Source organism: Flavobacterium sp. (assembly GCF_039595935.1).
GTDB lineage: Bacteria > Bacteroidota > Bacteroidia > Flavobacteriales > Flavobacteriaceae > Flavobacterium.
On sequence record NZ_JBCNKR010000006.1, the window covers coordinates 331307 to 351410 of the forward strand.

The following is a 20104-nucleotide window of genomic DNA, read 5'->3' on the forward strand; positions in this document are numbered from 1 at the left end:
TTAATGATTTACAGCTTTCTTAAAAAATTTAATTTTTATATTGTTTTAATAATCTCTTTTTTGTTTTTAGTCATGTTATTACATGGAAAAATCCGGCAGCTTTCGCTGTCGGATTTTTATTATATTTTATTCTTATTAGTTGAAAATAATTTTCCTTGTTGTTGTGAAATCATTTTCAAGTGTAACTTTTACTAATAAAACCTGATTAGAAGACTGCAGATTTGAAATTGATAATTCTGATTCTCCAACTTTATTTTTACTTAATAAAAGTTTTCCATTAATATCATAAATATTTATTCCTTTAATATTTTCATTTGAAGAGGTAACTTTTACAACTTTATCTTTTACTGATACTAAAAGACCGTCTTTTACATTTTCGAAATCGCCTGTTCCTAATGTTTTATTTGTGTAACGCAATTGGAAACGATCTGTAAAAGTTCCTATTTCGGTTGTAAATTTATAATCCCCAGCTTTTAAATCAAAAACTGTGCTGGTTGTTTTATCTTCTAAATATACTTTTTGACCGTCAAACAATCCATCAGTATGATCAATTGCAATTGTAAATTCTCCTGCTACAGTTGTTTTGTAACCTAAAGGAATCACATCTTCTTCTTCAAAAGGAATGGCACGGCCCTGAACTGTTAGTTTTTTAGCATCATTGATACTATAAAAATCTATATACGTATTTCCGTTAAGAGTTGCCGCATCATAATTTTGGTCAAAACTGTTTGTAGCACCTTCAATGTAACCAATTAAAGCTTGTTTGTAGGCTCCTTGATCGTTTGAGAAGTTCAGCCATAAACGGTTTTTCTCGATATTGGTTTCTGTAGTTTTAAAGAACTGGCTGTTGTTTCCAGCTACTCTCATACTGTTTGTAAATACAATATTGTTTCCTGTACTCGCTTTAAAGAAAAAAGCCTGACCTGCTGCAATTTTTCCTAAGTGATTAGCTGCACCACTTGAAGTTCCTGTACTTCCTGTTAAAGTATATACTGCATAATCATTAGTGGTATAATTGTATTTAGCGTCTCCCACAACAGTTCCGCTTGGAGGCGAATTGTGTGTCCAGAAATATAAAGCTCCTGTTCCTGTGTTTTTGATTAACAAATCAGCATCAATTGCTGATGGATATGGATTTCCAATTAAATTCCATTTTGTAGCTACCGGAGTAACTGTAATATTTCCATTATTTGGAATTCCTGTAAAAGAAGCATGATAGATAGCTCCAGTATTAATATCAAATTCCTGAGGAGCTCTTACAATGTAACCTTGTCCAGGTGTCATTACTAATGTTCCGTTATAATTAATTACCCACGCAGATCCGCTTGCATTATAGCTGTAATATTTATCAGCCAATGTTGTTGGAGATAAATCATGAAGCGTTACTCCCGGAGTTGCTGACACCGGTGTTGACCAGTAAGTAAAGTCATAACGACGAACTAATTGTGTATCTCTTTGAATTTCAAATGAATTCGTTGCTCCCTGATAAGCTGTTGTACTTGTACTATTTTGCAATAATGAACCAGAATTTTTAACCAAAAGTTTTCCACCCGCTCCTACAGTTGTTGTTTCATCAACAGTTAATGTTCTGCCTGCCGGTATGGTTAATGTAACACCAGGGCTAATTGTACATGAACAAACTTGTAAATCTGAATTTAAGGTTGTGTTCGTATTTACAGTTATTGCTGAACCGCTTGCAGGGGTTGATGATCCATCATAAACAGTTGGAATAGCTATAAAGTTAACAGCCATTTTTGCATCACCCGCATCTTCTCTTAATCGAACTTCGATTTTTGAATTTTTATTTAAAGTATAAATCTGACCAGATTTTATTAAAACTGCTGTTCCAATATTTTGTCCAGCTGTATATTCCAGAACTTCATTTACATAAATTCTCATATCATCATCACAGTTTACAACCTGAATTTGATAATTCCCACAAGGGAAACCCTGACGTTTATAAGTTACAGAATAGTTATCAACCGGAATTGGCGCACCTTGCCATGCAGTTGCAGAAGAAGGAGATTTATCAGCTGCCCATTTTGTGGTTGTGTTAATATTTAAACTTGAATCAACTAAATTTCCTGCGTACACAGTTTGTGCTAAATCTAAATTGTTTTTTGTAAAACCATAAACATTCCAAACATTATCTCCATATGGTAAATTAACATTATCTCCTTTAATTAAACCATATGAGAAAGTAGTACGTGATGAACCCGCATTTTCATAATACTCTAAAACAAAATCATGAGAACCTGCTGTTAATGTATATAAAGTTGCATCTAAGATATAGCTGTGGTCATTCCATCTGGTTAAAACCAAAGTTCCGTCAATATACAATCTAATTCCGTCATCTGATCCAATAGTAATATTGTAAGTTCCGGCTGCAGTAGTTGTTCTCATTTTGTAGCGAACAAAAAAGTTATCAGTCGGAGGAGTTCCGCATATGTTTGTTGTAGCTCCACTTACGGCTCCTGCTCCAACATTTCGATCAAAATTTATAGATTCCGTTACATTACCAATATAAACATTTGTTGAAGTTGCCGGTGAAGCTGCCAATGCAGGATTTGGAGTAGTTGTATTCCATTTGTAAACATATCCAATCCATGAATCTACACCAAAAGTTGTTTGATCTCCCTGCTGACAAATAATGATTTCATCTGCTCCCATATCTGGTGCAGTTGTGCTTCTTGTTTCGCTGTCAATATCTGTTGTAAAACCTGTTATTGGAGTACCTTTAGCATGAATTCCAGAGTTTGTTGTATTCTGTGCTAAGTGAAAATCTGATGCCGAGATAAATTTTGGTTCAACTACAATAGAATTTTGTTCTTTTCCAGTTAAAGTCTGCCAAGCTGCCAATGTTGTAGAATCTGCATTATCCTGAATTCTTGAATTAAAGAATGATGCATATTTCGCTACATAATGATCATTATAACTTAAAGTAGCAAATACTGAAGCTGCAACTCTTGTAAAAATTGCATATTGCGTTCCTGATGTCTGGCTATTATAAAATATATTATTTCGAACATCTAATGCTGAACCTCCGTTTACAAATAAACAAGAAGATCTCCCTCCTGCTCCAGATGCATCCATCGAAACAGTATTGAAATAAACTTTGTTAGAAGCTCCGCTGTTTATATAAATACCGTGACCTTTATAATTAAAATTAGAGTTACTATCATTTGTATTGCTAGTACGGACATTATTGATAAAATTGTTGTAGATAGTATTATTTCCACTATCAACATAAATTCCTGCACAATATGTCATACCATTACCAGTTGCATCATATACATCACTAATTTTATTGCTGAAGATGTTACCATTACTCGTTCCATAAACTGAAATACCAGCATGATGAGCTGTTGCACTTTGTGAATCTTCTTTATAAACACCTGTAATAGTATTTTGAGATACTTCGTAATCTTTAGCATTATTTAATCTAATACCAACATGCGGTTTATTTGTATTTGTTGTTCCCCCAATCAAATTGCTTTGAATCTTCCAGCCTGTAGATAGTGAAGTTGCAAGTCCATTCAAATATACCGGATGTCCCATCCCTGTAAAAGTGTTATTGCTAATAATATTTGATGAGTTTGCCGTTTCTGCCGCACTTGATGCGCTGCTCGTTCCTCCACCAAAAACACCAATCGAGTAATCATATGTACCTCGTGAATATTGCTGTAAAATTAAATTCTTAACCTCATTACTATTTGCACCATTAGTCGTGTTTTGGCTTGCGATCCAAATAACAGCTCTATCATTATTTGACTGGTTATTATTATAAATAGTCATGTTTTTGGTAGTACCATTAGTGGTATTACTTCCATCAAAAACGACATTATCAACACCGTTTAATTTAAAAACTGCTTCTGTATTCTTGGCAGTATTACTCGATTCGATAGTTACTGTTCTGCCTGTGTTGGGTTTAAAAGTTACTTTGTAGGCAGTATTTCCTGTGTAAGGATTAATTACAAGAGGAAAAATTTCTGAAGTTGAAACATTATATGCCGTATTATCAAGTAAAAATGTTACGGCAGCAGAAACACCAACATTGTTAAGAGTATTTACAGCCGATGTTAGTGTACCGAAATCTGCTGCTGCGCCACTTCCAACTACATATGGTCCTGCTAATGGCCCCATTAGTTTACCTGTAAACTTTAATGTATTGGCTAAGATCTGCCATTTGATATTATTATAATCGCTTCCTTTTGTGTAAAGACGAACAATTAATCTTTGATTAGAATTTAAAGATTCATTGATTTTAATGCTCTTCGAAGGGTTTCCTGAAATAGATTCTTCAGCAACTAAATTTGTCGCTGTATTGAAAAATTGATCCGTTGAAGGAACATTTCCGTTTTGAGAAATATAATATTTTGCAATGTAAGTAGATGGACCAGGTGTACCTCCGTTAGGAATACTTGCCTGTTGAAAAACTAAATTTGAAACCCAAATTACATTATTTGTAGTGGGTGCAATTGACACTTCAATATAACGATAGTGTACAAAACCAGAATTGTTCCATCCTGTAACTAACGCTCCTGTACTTCCATAGGCAATAGGATTTTGATCCGATGTAAAAGTACCAGACTGAACATAACTTTGTTTGGTTGTAATATTGCCATCTGTTGTTAAAGCCCAGGAAGCTAAATCAACAGTTTGTGCAAATCCAAAAAAAGGTAAAAACAAAAATAAAAGTAGAGTTCTCATCATGTTATATGTTTTCTATCAGGTTGTTATGCGAGCATAAGATTTGTATCACCCACAAAGATAGAGACATATACGTGCTTGTATTTATCAGGGTTTTTAGAAGTGGCATATAATCGATGAAGCGAAAAAATACTCGACGAAATGCATAGTAAAAATGACGAATTTATGGAATTTCTTATAAAAAAAGCTTGTTAAAAATAAGAAAAATCCGTAATATGATCTGATTTTAGACTGTGTTTTTGGGAAAATAATCGAAAAAACGTCTTGTTTTGTAAAAAATCCTCAGAAAAGCAATATTTTACAACTAATGGTTATTTTTTATTCCGTAAGAAATTTAAAGTAGTTTTTAGTGCTTTTCAGAAATTTTGAAACGATCAAAAAATAAGATTTTAAATACAATTTATGAGGTGGAATCTTGCTCCAATTCTTTTACTTTTTCGTAAACCAAATTACTTTCATAACCTCTTCGAAGAAGATAATCGCAAAACCTTTTTCGCTTTTTTAACGTATTTATTTCTAATATCGTATCCCAGCATTTTTGTGAAAGATTTTCAAAAGTTTCAAAATATTCTTCTGGAGAAATTTCCTTTAAAGCGAGATTGATATTTGTTGAAGAAATATTTCTGAGTTTAAGTTCATTTGTGATTCTAATTTTGCCCCAATGTTTGATTCTGTGTTTACCTCTTGCAAAGCTGCAGGCAAAACGAGTTTCATTCAAAAAATTATTTTCAATTAATTGAACTACAATAGAATCTATTTCATCAGAAGTCATTTTTAAGCTGTAAAGTTTAGAAACTACTTCGTCATGACAGCGTTCCTGATAGGCACAATAACGTTCTAATTTCTGTAAAGCTTCTTTTGGAGTACAAAATGAATTCATGAGTTTTTTCTTTCTTTTTAACTATTAATGGTAAAAATAATCATTTAAATGTTAAATTATCACTTGTTTATTCCCTATTTCACAAAAGACTTTTAAAAACCACTTGTGTATATCAGGATTTATAATAATTTTGTGCGTAAATTCTGTTTGTTAAACTGCCCGGTTTCTTAAACAGTTATTAATAAGAATTTAAGTTCAAAATTTAGTTTTCGTTGATAACGAAATATGAGATTTTTTATTTGAATTAATGCCAAAACAAATTTAATACCACGCCTACTATGATTCGAAAACTACTTTTGAATGCCCGTTCTTTATTTTTATTTTCCCCCAATTTTCCTAAAGAAAAATCTTTCACTTTTAGTTTAAGATTATTTTGTTTGGGGATGTTTTTTTTCATGAATTTTGGTCTTGCACAGACAAAAACATGGACTGGTTCATCAAACAGTAATTGGAATACAAGTGGAAACTGGAGTCCAAGCGGAGTTCCAGACAACACATATGATGTCGTTATCCCATCTGGAACATCTAATAGTCCAGTAATTAATGCAAATGCAACCGCTAAAAGTCTTAATATTAGCGGAATACTTACAATAGGAAATAGTAATGCAGACAGAACGATTACTGTTTCTGGAAATGTAACCATTAATACTGGAGGTCAATTTATTACTGCTGGAGATGGAGGCAATATTTTAAATGTTTCCGGAAATATAACTAACAGTGGAACTTTTAACATGAATATTGGTACAGCAACAGCTACAACAGTATTAAATGGTGCAAATCAATCTTTTAATACAACTAATTTTTATGCTCTTACTCTTTCTGGAAGTGGAACTAAAACATTTACTTCCACAGGAGCTACTACAATAGCAAACACTTTAACAATTAACTCAGGCATAGTTGCTAACTTAGGGACACAAACTCATACTGCAAACACATTGTTTCTCGGGTCTACTCAATCTCTTCCTGGTTCTTGGGGTAGTTCAAGTTCTGCAGCAACCAATAAAAGTGACACTTATTTTGCTGCCACAACAGGGCAAATAAATGTATCTTCAAGTACTTGCGCTAATTTTTCTACAGTATTACAAATTACCAATGTAAGTTTAAACACATTATCAAAAACAAGTTCAGGAACAACTGGGTATGAAGATTTCACCGCAGATACTCCAACTACAATTACTCAAGGGAAAGGATATTCTTTAACAGTAAAAGGAAACACAGGTGGAGATCAAAATGTTTATTATTCTGCATTTTTTGACTGGAATAATGATGGTGATTTTGATGATTCAGGTGAATATTACCAAATCGGAACTATTAGAAATTCAACTGGAACAACAGGGGTTGCCTCAGTTTATATTACTGTACCAAGCGTTACTACCGGCAATATAAAAATGAGAATTATCGGTCGTCTAACTGGCTATAACAATACTCCATGTGCCATAAGCGGAAGCAGCGGGCAAATGGAAGATTATAAAGTAACCGTTCAATCTGGATGTACTGGAACTGCAGGAGCCCCAGTAAGCACGGTCTCTACTGTATGTCCAAATGTTCCTTTTACAATTTCTTTACCAAGCAGTACATTATCCGATGGAGCAACTTATGTATGGCAGACTTCTCCAGATAATGCAACTTGGAGTAATGCGACTCCAGCTCCAATAACCTTTTTTGGAACAGAAGCTTTTAACTCATTACCAGCAAATACAAACGTTTACGGTAGTGCTTCTGTAACAGGAAATCAATTACTTTTAACACCAGCTACAAATAGTTTAAACGGAGCTTTTGTAATTCAAAATATTCCTGGAACCAATATGGATGCCTTTACTGTAAACTTCGATTATCAAGCTTCGGGAGGTACAGGAGCAGATGGTTTTAGTTTAAGCTATGCAGATGATATAACAAGTGATGCCGCAGGAGGTGAAGGCGGACAAGGATCTGGTATCATTGTTCAATTTGACACTTATGATAATGAAGGTGTAGCAACTGGTAGCCGTATTCGAGTATTATATGCTGGGAATGTACTTTTCAACTCAGCAATTGATGTTCCTGCCTTAAGACCAACTACAGGAAATACCCCAGTAGTTTTAACAGTAGATTCAAAAGGAAAACTAACTTTAAGAGTTAATGGGTCAATAGTTGTTTCAGATTTAGCACTTCCGGCAGCCTATCTTTCAACTAATAAATCTGCATGGAAATTTAAGTTTGCTGCAAGAACAGGTGGTTCAAATGACAACCACATTATTGATAATTTATTAATAAGATATCAGGATATAGCTAATTCAAATTCAACATTTTCGACTACTCAAACTGCAAAAACGTATTATCGTGTACAAGTAACTTGTGGTACAACCATAACAACAACATCTGTTCTTGTTGATATGAGTACTGCAGTAATCACAACACAGCCTACTGCACCAACACCAGTATGTACAGGATCTGGTACACGTACTATTTCTGTCGTTGCAACAGGATCTGGCCAAACTTATTCTTGGAGATTAGGAGGAACAGTCGTTACTAACGGAGGAGTAATTTCCGGACAAGGCACAAACACACTCACTTTAACAAATCCTACAGCGGCAAATGCAGGTAGTTATACTGTAGTTATAGGCGATGCTTGTTCTACAAGCGTAACATCAAACGCAGTTACATTAACTGTAAATGCATTACCAACACCTACTTTTGCAGTTTCACCTGGAGCAAATATATGCTCAAATACTGACGTAACTTATACAACACAAGCAAGTCAAACCAATTATATATGGACAGTTCCCGGAACTGCAGGAACTGATTACACCATTACATCTGGCGGAATTGGAACGGGAAGCAATACCGTAACCTTAAGATGGCTAACGGCGGGAAGCAAAACAGTTTCTATTAATTATACAAATTCTAATGGTTGTACTGCAACTACTGCAACTTCATCGACTACAACAGTAAATCTTCGTCCAACGGTTACTTTTACAGTTTCTCCTGGTGCAAATACATGTTCTAATACTGATGTAACTTATACGACTCAAACTGGGCAGTCAAGTTATACTTGGACAGTTCCGGGTACAGCAGGTACTGATTATACAATTACAGCTGGCGGAATTGGAACTGGAAGCAACACCGTTACTTTAAGATGGTTAACAGCCGGAAGCAAAACAGTTTCTGTAAATTATACAAACGCTAGCAGCTGTAACGCAACTACTGCTACAACATCAATTACTACTGTAAACTTACGTCCAACTGTTTCTTTCAACGCATCGCCGGGAGCAGCAACTTGTTCTAACACTGATGTAACTTATACAACACAATCAGGAATGAGCAATTACATCTGGACTGTTCCGGGAACTGCAGGAACTGATTATACTATTACAACTGGCGGAATTGGAACTGGAAGCAATACTGTAACCCTAAGATGGTTAACTGCCGGAAGTAAAACAGTTACAATTAATTATACGGATACAAATAGCTGTACAGCAACTACTGCAACTTCAACAGCGACAACGGTTAATTTACGACCAACTGCTACTTTCACAGCTTCACCTGGGGCAGCAACTTGCTCTAATACTGATGTTGTTTACACTACACAGCCAAGTCAAACAAATTATACCTGGGCTGTTCCGGGAACTGCTGGTACTGATTATACTATCACATCTGGCGGAATTGGAACAGGAAGCAATACGGTTACGCTAAGATGGTTAACAGCAGGAAGCAAAACTGTTACTGTAAATTATTCTAATGCAAGTGGATGTAATGCAACAACTGCAGCTTCATCTACAACTACAGTAAATTTACGTCCAACTATTACTTTTACATCTTCACCGGGTGCATCAACTTGTTCTAATACTGATGTAACTTATACAACTCAGACAGGACAAACAAATTACACTTGGATTGTCCCAGGTACCGCTGGTACTGATTATACTATTACATCTGGTGGAATTGGAACTGGAAGCAATACTGTTACTTTAAGATGGTTGACATCCGGAAATAAAACCGTTACTATTAATTATACTGATGGAAATAGCTGTACTGCAACTACTACTGCTTCATCGGCTACAACAGTTAATTTGCGACCAACTGTAACTTTTACAGCCTCTCCGGGAGCATCAACTTGTGCTAGCAGCGATGTGACTTATACAACACAATCAGCAATGAGTAATTATATCTGGACTATTCCAGGTACTGCCGGAACAGATTATACTATCACATCTGGTGGAATTGGAACAGGAAGCAATACAGTTACTCTAAGATGGCTAACAGCTGGAAGTAAAACGGTTACTGTTAATTATACAAATGCGAGCAGCTGTACCGCTACTACTGCAGCTTCATCTACAACTACTGTAAACGCTCTCCCAGCTATTACAACACATCCGCAAACAGTTACGGTGTGCGAAGGCAAATCACATACATTCACTGTTGTTACATCTGCAGGAAGCCCAACTTACCAATGGCAGTATTCTCCGGATAATGCAGCCTGGACTAATACAAATGGAGCTCCTGGTGCAACGGGACATACAACTGCTTCGTTAAGTGTTTCTAACATTGCATTATCATATTCAGGATATTATGTTCGTTGTATTGTTACGGTAGGAACTTGTTCAAGCAACTCAAATTCAGCTCTTTTAACAGTAAATCCAACTCCGGTAGCACCTACTGCTTCTGTTACAACTCAGCCAACTTGTGCTGCACCTACAGGAACAATTACGGTTTCAAGTCCAGCTCCAGCAGCGGGAATTACTTATAGTGTTGACGGAACAACTTTCACCAATACAACTGGTGTATTTACAGGATTAGCAGCTGGACCATATAATGTTACAACTAAAAACAGTTCAGGATGCGAATCTCCAATTACTGTTGTAACTATAAATGCTTATGCAGGAAAAACATGGAATGGTAGTGTAAGTACAAGCTGGAATACAGCAGGAAACTGGACACCAAGCGGTGTACCAACTTCTGCAGACTGTGTTACAATTCCAGATTTAACAGCTATAACAAATAAACCTCAAATAACAGGAACGAATACTGTTGCTCAAGGTTATACTCTTAATCTAAACAACAACAGTTTACTTACTGTACAAAGTACAAACACGTTAACAATTACTAGCTCTGTAACTGTTAATACCGGAAGTACTTTAACTTTTGAAAATAATGCGAGTTTAGTGCAGACTACAAATGCTGTTAACAGCGGAAACATTGTTTATAAAAGAGATACACAGCCAGTGCGTCGTTATGATTTTACATATTGGTCAGCGCCGGTAAAAGCGACTCCTAAATTTACACTTTATGATTTATCATCAACTACACTGGCCGATAAATATTACTGGTATAATGCGACTTCATCTGCGTGGGTAATTGATTATAATGGAACTTTAGAAATGATGCCTGGACAAGGATATATCGTAAGAGCTCCACAGGGATTTGATATCGTATCATCAGCGGTTTACTCTGCAACTTTTACAGGAGTTCCAAACAATGGAGATATTCCTTTTACTCCGATAGCTACAAAATGGAATTTAATCGGAAATCCATATCCATCTGCAATTGATGCCGATTTATTAATTAGCAATACCGGAACTGGAGCTTTGTATTTCTGGACACACAATTCACCTCCAAACGGAAGTGTGGCCGGAGATGCTAAATACAACTATACTACGAATGACTATGCTGTTTATACTTTAACTGGAAGTACAGGAACTGCCAGTGGTGCGGCCACGATGTTAGGAAAAATTGCAGCGGGTCAGGCTTTCTTCTTTAAAGCAAGTACAGGAAGTAATATTGTTTTCACAAACAGTATGAGGGTAGCTGGAAACAACAGCCAGTTCTTTAAAACTACTGAAACTAATATCGAGAAAAACCGTTTATGGCTGAATTTCTCAAATGCAGAAGGTGCTTTCAAACAAGCTTTGATTGGTTATATCGACGGAGCGACAAACAGCTTTGATCAAAACTATGACGCAGCCACTCTTAACGGAAATACTTATGTAGATTTTTACAGTATCAATGATGCTAAAAAACTAACTGTTCAGGGTCGTGCTATTCCTTTTGAAGAAGAAGATGTAATTCCTTTAGGTTACAAAACAACTGTAGCAGGAGAATTTACAATTGCAATCGATCATACTGATGGATTGTTTGACGGGCAAAAAGTATATTTAGAAGATAAATTAAACAGTACAGTTTATGACTTAAAAGCTGGAGATTATAAATTTACAACCGAAATTGGAACTTTTACAGATCGTTTTAATCTTCGTTATACTAACAAAACATTAGGTACAGGAGATTTTGAAAATGTAAAAGACGGTCTTTTAATTTCTGTAAAAGATAAAGTCATAAACGTGCTTTCATCAAAAGAAAACATTAAAGAGGTTTCTATTTTTGATATTAACGGAAGACTTTTATACAACAAAAAGAAAGTTGGAGGTTTAGAATTATCAATCTCAAATCTTCAGGCTGCTGAACAGGTTTTATTAGTAAAAGTTACTCTTGAAAACAAAGCCGAAGTAACACGAAAAATTATATTCAAATAAAAATATATTTCTCTAAACAAAAAATCCTTTTGTCTTTCAGCAAAAGGATTTTTTGTTTTATATAGAAAGTAAATTATGCTTTTTTCACCAAAATACTCACGGCATTTCCGCCAAAACCTACTGCATTTACCAAAACTGTATTGATTGGTTTATTTTCATTTTTTATTGTCGAAAAAGGGGTTTCAATAAAAGTATTGTGCTGCATCATTAAAAGCGCCAATTCTAAACTCAACATTCCGGATGTTCCAAAAGTATGCCCAACTTTCCATTTGTTCGTTGTCAATAACGGAAGCTTCGATCCAAAAACTTTTTCAATGGCACGCAATTCTGTCAAATCTCCTTTAATTGTTCCGGGTGCGTGCATTACAATGGCATCGACACTCTCTAAATCAATATCTTTCATCGCCATTTTCATAGACTTTTGAAAACAGTCTGCTTCTGCAGAAATTGAAATATTATGTTCTAAAATTTCAGTAGCATAACCTACGCCAATCACATAAGCAATTGCATTGTCTTTTTCTCCAGCTTCTAAACAACAAACTGCGGCGCCTTCACCCAAAACCATTGTATTTTGTGTTTTTTCAAAATCTAAGGCTAAATTGGGCCATGAATGAGTATCCTGATCTATTCTCGAATAAATTTTCAAAGCTCTCATTTGTCCAATCGTAAAATCGGTTAAGGGAGCTTCACTTCCACCAGCCAGAAATTTATTGACCATTCCTGATTTTAACCAGGCTACTCCATTCAACAAGGCGTGTAAAGCGGTCGAACAGGTAATCGAATGTGAAATTTCAGGGCCTTCACTTTGTAAATCATGCGCCACCCAGGAAGAAATATTTCCTAAAGTTGTTGTTGGTGAAGCCAAAGTCTGCGCTTTTCCTGTTTCAAGATATTCCTTGTAGTGTTTTTCGAATAAATCTGTAGCGCCTCTTGAAGATCCAATATTGATTCCGAAAACATCATCTGAATTCCAGCCTGCCTTCTGAACTGCTTTTCGTGAGGCTGCAAAAGCAAATAAAACCGAATCGTCTAAAAATTTATATTTACTGTCAGATTCCCGAATTTCATTTATAATCTGCTTTGACTCTGTATCCAGAACAGCAACAGAAGTTTCTTGTCCGTCAAGAAATTGTTTCGAAAAACAATGTCTTTTATTGAGATAGTTTTCCCAGATTTCGGCACTATTATTTCCTAAAGGAGAAATAGAAGAGAAAGCAGTTATGGCAATTTTTGGTGTTTTCACAAATAGTTAATTTCCAGCAAAGGTCTGTAAAAAAAATGGCACACAGATAACACGGATAAAACAGATTTACACAGAATCATTATTCTTTGTTTGATTAGTTAAAATTATACCATTTCTATAGCCTCTTCAATTGTTGTGTATACTTTTTGAAGCTGTTCATCGGTCATAATATAAGGAGGTAAAATGTAAACGATATTACCTACCGGACGCAAAACCACTCCTTTTTCAATAAAAAAATTGTAGAGTTTTGTGCGCATAGATCCATAATAACTTTCTTCTGAAACGGATTTAATTTCAACAGCAAAAATAACTCCCAAAGTTCTGGCAGTATTTACTTTCGGATGGTTTTCGATTTTCTGCTGAAACTTTAAATGGCTTTTATTTATTCTTTTAATATTTTGCTGCATTTCCTCTGTCTGCAATAAATCGATACTTGCTAAAGCTGCGGCACAACCCGTTGGATTTGCGGTAAAAGTATGTCCATGAAACAACGCTTTATTGATATCGTCATCATAAAAAGCATCAAAAATATTTTGTGTAAAAGTTGTAATCGCCATAGGTATTGTCCCTCCCGTTAAGGCTTTTGAAAGACAAATCATATCCGGCTCTTCCGATACATAATCCATTGCAAAGGTTTTTCCGGTTTTTCCAAAACCCGTCATTACTTCATCGGCGATGGTAAGAACATTATATTTTTTACAAATCTGTATCAATTTAGCCAAAGCTTCCGGCTCATACATTACCATTCCGGCCGCTCCTTGTACTAAAGGTTCAAAAATAAAGCCGGCACAATTATTATTTTTTATGGCATTTTCTAAAGCTTCAAAACTTTCCTGTTCACGTCCTTTCACCGGAACCGGAATTCGAACTACATCTATAAACATTCCCTGAAAAGCCTGCGTGTAAAAAGAGATTCCGCTTGCTGCCATTGCCGCAAAAGTATCTCCGTGAAAAGCATTTTCAAAAGCAATAATTGTAGTGCGTTTTTCATTTTTATTGAAAAAATACTGAAGTGCCACTTTTATAGCTACTTCAACAGCTGTTGAACCATTATCTGAAAAGAAAATTTTCTGTTGGTTTTTCGGCAGAATTTCCATTAATCTTTCGGCAACTTTTACCGCTGGTTCGTGTGTAAAACCTCCAAACAAAACATGTTCAAGAGTTGTAAGCTGTTTATAAATAGCATTGGCAATAAATTTATTACTGTGCCCAAACGGGTTTACCCACCACGAAGCAATTGCATCAATATATTCTTTGTTGTTTTCATCCCAAAGTAATGCACCTTCTGCACGAGTTATTGCAATTGGCGTTTGTGATGTTTTATGCTGTGTATACGGATGCCAAAGATATTGGCTGTCTTTTTCTGTTAAGCTCATTTGATTTTAGATTGTAGAGTTTAGAGTTTAGAGTTTAGATTTTTCCAAAGCCAGTAAATTATCTCTGAACAAATCGGCGTATTCTTTAATTACGTTTTGGTCAAAGTATGGTTCTTCGTCGATTCTTCCTATGCAGTTGATTTTGGTTTTATTTAAAATTAAACTTTCTGTTGATTTGTTTTCGCTTCCGCTGAAGATAATTCCGGCAACTTTAAAACCTCGATTCTGAATGGCTTCGATCGTTAATAAAGTATGATTGATACTTCCTAAATAATGTCTTGAAACAACAACAATTTTATAATCTGGTTTTATTAAATCTATAATTGTTTCTTCATCATTCAATGGAACAAAAATTCCGCCCGCACCTTCTATAACTAAATGGTTTTCTGTTTTAGGTTCCTGAATTTGATTTAATTCGATTTTTATTCCATCAATTGCTGCTGCTAAATGCGGACTTGCGGGTGTATTGAGTTTATAACTGTTTTCGAAAAAAAGAGTTTTTTCATTGGAGATTCTGGCTTTTACTTTATCAGTATCTGAATTATCTAAATCACCGGCCTGAACTGGTTTCCAATAATCAGCTTCTAAAGCTTCTACAATAACAGAAGAGGCGATTGTTTTGCCAACATCTGTCGAAATTCCTGTTACGAATATTTTCATGAATGTGTTGTTTCGCAGAGATAAACAAAGAACCGCTAAGATTCACAAAGTTCCTTTTTACTTTGCGCTGTTTTGCGTTTTTCTTTGTGTATCTCTGTGTAATAATCTCTTCAAAAATACCAATAAAAAAACAAACCCATCATAATGATGGGTTCTGTTTATTCTTCTTCTTTTAATTCGTCTATTACTTTTTTTATTTCTTTGGCAAACTTTCCATAAAATTTATGAACCCACCATTCCAGTGAAATTCCCATGAAAAGAACCGTAAAAACGACCACTAAAAAGAATCCTATTAACTGTCCGTTAGAAAATTCATTATCAAAAAATCCGGAGATTTTATAAAATGTATAATAATAAAATCCCAAAAAATACAAAACTAAAAACGGCGTTAGTGCAAAACCAAACGTTTTATACAATTCCATATTCAGCCTGATATCAAAATAGGTTTCATATAAACTGTCTTTTGTGGTTAAAGTTGTATTGTTAAGCCTTTTATAAAAGAAAGAAAGTTTCATTAAATAATAAATACAAACCGCTACAAACAGACTAAAAAGTAAATAATAAAAGAAAATCATTTTTAATGGCATGTCGCCAATTAAAGGAACTATGCCAATTATGATTATGGATATAATCTGGTAATAAAATTCCTTTTTTAGATTCTGTTTAATTTTATCCAAAGGTGTATTTGCCGATTGTATTTTTTCCAAATTATTAGGAACAATAACATTCTCAGGTTTATCATTATTCCATGCTTTTTGTATTTCGTCAAAATCCATATCCTTGATTTTTTATAATTTCTTTTAATTTTTCTTTTGCTCTGTTCAGTTTTACTCTGGCATTTCCTTCAGAAATTCCGAGATTTTCTCCAATTTCCTTGTGTGAAAATCCTTCTAACTGATAAAAAATAATGGCTTTGTCTATTTTATCAAGCTTTTGAACGGCTTTATAAAAATGTTCAATCTGACTTTCTTTGATTTGCGAATCACCTTCGTCTTCTTTTATATTTTCTGAAGCAATTTCATATTTGTCAACTTTTCGTTTTTCTTTCCTTAAGAAAACTATGGCCGTATTTACCGCAACACGGTACATCCAGGTCGAAAACTGACTTTCGTTTCGAAAAGAATCATACGATTTCCAGAGCTGACAAACAATTTCCTGAAACAAATCCTGTTGATCGTCATGCGTATCCATGTACATTTTAGAAACTTTGTACAAAATTCCTTTATGACTTTCAATCCGATTCAAAAATTCTTGTTCCCTTTCTTTCAAAATCTGTTAATTCAGAATTGGTTTTACTTTATAACCTGCTTTTTTTAATAAATTAATCACTCCGGATTCTCCAGCCAAATGCGCAGATCCAACTGCAAAAAACACACTTTGTTTTTTCATTAATTCAGGCATAATTTTAACCCAATTCTGATTTCTTTCGTCAAGAATAATCTTTTTAGTTTTTTCGCTTGTATATTTTTTGTCAGTTGTAAAATCATACATTTCATCTACATTCCCGGCTTTATAAGTTGATACTAATTTGGAAGATTCTTCAGGCGTAGATTCTTCCAGCATGGCAATCGTTTCATCATCTGTATATGCCTTTTCAAACATATCAAATTGTTGTTTTACCGTTTCAAGTCCGCCAATTTCAATATTCCTTTTTTTAGCCTGCTCTATAAATTCCATTTCGTAGAATTTTAAATCATTACACCCGAAACTTTTCATCGAAATCAAACTCATTACAGTCAACAGACTAAAACTGTCAACCTGCTGAACCGTCATTCCGGTAGTTTTTTTCAATATGGCATCTAATTTTGCTAACTGCTCGGGATTTAGTTTTTTACTCAAAAGTTCTTTTCCCATCGCCAATTGCTGCATTTGTGACATTTCTTTCGGATCAGAAAAATTAATTTCCAGAACTAATTTTTCAGCAGATTCTAAAGCTTTTTTCGTTTTGTCAGTTAAAAAATAATCCGAAGAACAAATCATATGAATCGTTCCGTACAAGTAAGAAGGTTTGGAAAGTCCGTTTCCCGAAACTTCCCATAAAAGAGAATTTTCTAATTTAGGAGATGTTTGAGCTTGTGTTTTTACTCCAAAAACAAGAAGTATTACTGATATAGATAGACTTACTATTTTTTTCATTTTTGAGATTGGTTTAGTTAATGATTAAAACTCATTTTGTAATTACTACCCGTAAGTATAAGATTAATCAAAACGTTACAAAAAATATTAGAAATTATTTTAGGCCACTGATAAGATATAAGATTTCATTAACCAAATATCACCCTGAGCGAAGTCCAAGGGCTCGCTAACTAAAATTGGCTTCGACTTCGCTCAGCCTGACAAAAAAAATCTAAAATATGAAATCTCGTAAAAGTTCTAATACAGAACTAATTTCTTCTTCTGAATTATAACTATGAATACAAAATCTCAAACGTTCCTGACCTTCGGGAACTGTTGGAGAAAGTATTGGCTTTACATCAAAACCTTTGTCCTGTAATTGCTGCGCTAATTTCTTCACATTTTCATTTCCCTGAACAATGGCGGACTGAATTGCAGATTTACTTCGAACAAACATTGGCTTTAAACCCAACAAGTTTTTTTGCTGATTGAAGAACACGATATTTTGACGCAGTTTTTCAATAGCTTCTTTTTCGATTTCTAATTGCTGATAAGCTGTTAAAATCGTAGCAACTGAATGTGGAGATAATCCGGTTGTATAAATAAAACTTCGGGCAAAGTTTATTAAATATTCTTTGAGTTGAGGACTTCCGAGTACAACTGCACCGTGACAGCCCAGTCCTTTTCCAAAAGTCATAATTCGGGCAAAAATTCTGTTATGTAAATTCAGATATTGCAGAAGTCCTTCGCCTTTATCACCAAAAACACCTAAAGTATGGGCTTCGTCAATTATCAAATAACAATTGTATTTTTCGGAAAGCTGCACTAATTCTTCTAAGTTTGGACTATCGCCATCCATAGAGAAAACAGTTTCTGTAACGATGTAAATATTTGTGTCGGGAAACTTTAAAATAAGTCGTTCTAAATCTTCAAAATCATTGTGATTGAATTTATACGATTTTGCGTTTGACATTACAATTCCATCCCTAATTGAAGCATGACTTAACTCATCATATAAAATAACATCATTTCTTTGCGGTACAGCGCTAAAAAAACCCAAATTGGCATCATAACCCGAATTGAAAATTAAAGCAGCTTCTGCATCGTGAAATTGAGAGATAAAACTTTCGGCTATTTGATACAAAGAATGATTTCCTGAAATTAATCTTGAACCTGTTGCTCCGTTTTGAAAAATTTCATTTTCATGCAGATAAGCATGCGTGAGTTTAAAAATAGTTTCTGATTTTGAAAATCCGATATAATCATTTGATGAAAAATCAACCAGATTATTAAACACAGGAAGTTTCCGAAGCGAATTATTCTGCTTTCTATTTTCGAGTTTTTTATTAAGGTTTTCAGGTAATTCCATAAAAACAAAGTTATGAAATTGAAATTTGATACATTCAAACAGCGGGATTTGATATTCCCGCTATTTTTAAACTGAATATTAAATTGCACATATAAACGGCGACTGCCTGCTGCAATTTGACTGAATTAATTCTTTCACCATAAATACGGCGATATCAAATGCACTGATTTTATCACCTGAACAGTCTTGAAGATCAACAGCTATTTCAGAACTATTAGCTGTAAACTCTATAAACGGAACACGAACTTGTGTCCAGTTTACCTCACTTTTTACCAAAAGATCATAGGCTTTTTGGCGATCTTCCTGAATTAACGGAAAATTGTTTTTCATCCAATCTGTAGCCATAATTGTTTTTGGACTTTTTTTATCAAATGGTGTATCAATGTTAAGACCAGCAAGAAGAACATAACGTTCGATTTTATAATCATTCATTACGTTTAAAACGTTTTTTGTTACTTCACTTGCAACAAGAGGCTCGTCTTTTCTCTGACCAATAGTACTTATAACGGCCTGACAATCTTTTAGCAATAACTTTATGGATTCTAAATCGAGTGCATCGCCTTGAATGATTTCAATTTTAGGGTTTTGAATTTCGAAATTTTGAGGATTTCTCAGTAAAAGTTTTATACTAAATCCTTCTTTTAACAACTGGTTTACGAGATAATTTCCAGTTCTTCCGCCACCGCCCAAAACGGCAATTTTTGATATATTTTTCATAGATATTCTTTATAAAATTTGACATAAATAATTTGCGCTTTATGAAACGAATAAAGCGAAAACATAAAAGCTTACTGTGCTTTTATCAATACGATCAATATTTTATAAAGAGATTCTAATACCTCAAAGATAAGAATTTTAAAAAATAAAAAAAGCCAAACATTTCTGTTTGGCTTTTAAGATTATTTCGAAATTGTTTTTTAGTCTACTAAAACAATTATCTTGTTATCTTTCATTTCGATTGTTCCTGACGTAATCTCTAATGTGTAAGTTTGGTCATTCACTTTCGTAAATTTATCTGCTACCTCTTTAGAAAAATTGAAACTAGACGCTGCAATTTTAATTGTTCCTTTTTCTAGAATAGAAACGATAGGAGCGTGATTATTCAAAATCTGAAAGCTTCCATCAACTCCAGGAAGTGTAACTGCAGTTACTTCTCCTGAAAATAATTTTGCTTCTGGTGATACTATTTCTAAAATCATATTTTTTAAGTTAGAAGTTATTTGTTAAAAGTTAAAAGTTACGAAA

Annotated in this window: 13 protein-coding genes; 1 reads left to right on the top strand and 12 read right to left on the bottom strand. The window is 34.4% G+C overall.

Going from position 1 to position 20104, the window contains the following annotated elements:
• Nucleotides 1-135 precede the first annotated feature (135 nt).
• The 3 genes from ABDW27_RS11150 to ABDW27_RS11160 form a co-directional block, all read right to left on the bottom strand.
• Nucleotides 136-4713 carry a T9SS sorting signal type C domain-containing protein gene (locus tag ABDW27_RS11150; RefSeq protein WP_343695969.1) on the bottom strand — a complete coding sequence of 1526 codons (4578 nt, stop codon included), beginning with the start codon at nucleotides 4711-4713 and terminating at the stop codon, nucleotides 136-138.
• A 397-nt stretch (nucleotides 4714-5110) separates the two neighbouring features.
• On the bottom strand, nucleotides 5111-5590 hold the full coding sequence (locus tag ABDW27_RS11155; protein WP_343695970.1) for a regulatory protein RecX: 480 nt from the start codon (nucleotides 5588-5590) through the stop codon (nucleotides 5111-5113).
• A gap of 244 nt (nucleotides 5591-5834) precedes the next feature.
• Complete coding sequence (locus tag ABDW27_RS11160; RefSeq protein ID WP_343695971.1) at nucleotides 5835-5987, bottom strand: hypothetical protein; 153 nt, start codon at nucleotides 5985-5987, stop codon at nucleotides 5835-5837.
• On the opposite strand from ABDW27_RS11160, the gene ABDW27_RS11165 reads away from it, so the two are divergent.
• Nucleotides 5986-12096 (top strand): T9SS sorting signal type C domain-containing protein, encoded by a 6111-nt coding sequence (locus ABDW27_RS11165; RefSeq protein WP_343695972.1) that lies wholly within the window; start codon nucleotides 5986-5988, stop codon nucleotides 12094-12096. The genes ABDW27_RS11160 and ABDW27_RS11165 overlap by 2 nt on opposite strands.
• A gap of 73 nt (nucleotides 12097-12169) precedes the next feature.
• Here ABDW27_RS11165 and ABDW27_RS11170 read toward each other — a convergent pair whose 3' ends face one another.
• From ABDW27_RS11170 to ABDW27_RS11210, 9 genes are all read right to left on the bottom strand, one after another.
• On the bottom strand, nucleotides 12170-13339 hold the full coding sequence (locus ABDW27_RS11170; RefSeq protein WP_343695973.1) for a beta-ketoacyl synthase N-terminal-like domain-containing protein: 1170 nt from the start codon (nucleotides 13337-13339) through the stop codon (nucleotides 12170-12172).
• A 104-nt stretch (nucleotides 13340-13443) separates the two neighbouring features.
• Nucleotides 13444-14715 (bottom strand): adenosylmethionine--8-amino-7-oxononanoate transaminase, encoded by a 1272-nt coding sequence (gene bioA / locus ABDW27_RS11175; protein WP_343695974.1) that lies wholly within the window; start codon nucleotides 14713-14715, stop codon nucleotides 13444-13446.
• 27 nt (nucleotides 14716-14742) lie between these two features.
• Nucleotides 14743-15375 carry a dethiobiotin synthase gene (gene bioD / locus ABDW27_RS11180; protein ID WP_343695975.1) on the bottom strand — a complete coding sequence of 211 codons (633 nt, stop codon included), beginning with the start codon at nucleotides 15373-15375 and terminating at the stop codon, nucleotides 14743-14745.
• A gap of 158 nt (nucleotides 15376-15533) precedes the next feature.
• On the bottom strand, nucleotides 15534-16151 hold the full coding sequence (locus ABDW27_RS11185) for a hypothetical protein (RefSeq protein ID WP_343695976.1): 618 nt from the start codon (nucleotides 16149-16151) through the stop codon (nucleotides 15534-15536).
• On the bottom strand, nucleotides 16141-16644 hold the full coding sequence (locus ABDW27_RS11190) for an RNA polymerase sigma factor (RefSeq protein ID WP_343695977.1): 504 nt from the start codon (nucleotides 16642-16644) through the stop codon (nucleotides 16141-16143). Before ABDW27_RS11190 ends, ABDW27_RS11185 begins: the two co-directional genes overlap by 11 nt.
• A 6-nt stretch (nucleotides 16645-16650) precedes the next feature.
• Nucleotides 16651-17511 carry a TraB/GumN family protein gene (locus tag ABDW27_RS11195; protein ID WP_343695978.1) on the bottom strand — a complete coding sequence of 287 codons (861 nt, stop codon included), beginning with the start codon at nucleotides 17509-17511 and terminating at the stop codon, nucleotides 16651-16653.
• A 211-nt stretch (nucleotides 17512-17722) separates the two neighbouring features.
• A complete protein-coding gene (locus tag ABDW27_RS11200) occupies nucleotides 17723-18859 on the bottom strand; it encodes a pyridoxal phosphate-dependent aminotransferase family protein (RefSeq protein ID WP_343695979.1) in 1137 nt (378 codons plus the stop codon).
• 78 nt (nucleotides 18860-18937) lie between these two features.
• A complete protein-coding gene (locus ABDW27_RS11205; protein WP_343695980.1) occupies nucleotides 18938-19576 on the bottom strand; it encodes an NAD(P)H-binding protein in 639 nt (212 codons plus the stop codon).
• Between the two features lie 200 nt (nucleotides 19577-19776).
• Nucleotides 19777-20058, bottom strand: a complete 282-nt coding sequence (locus ABDW27_RS11210; RefSeq protein WP_343695981.1) for a F0F1 ATP synthase subunit epsilon — start codon at nucleotides 20056-20058, stop codon at nucleotides 19777-19779.
• Between the last annotated feature and the right edge of the window lie 46 nt (nucleotides 20059-20104).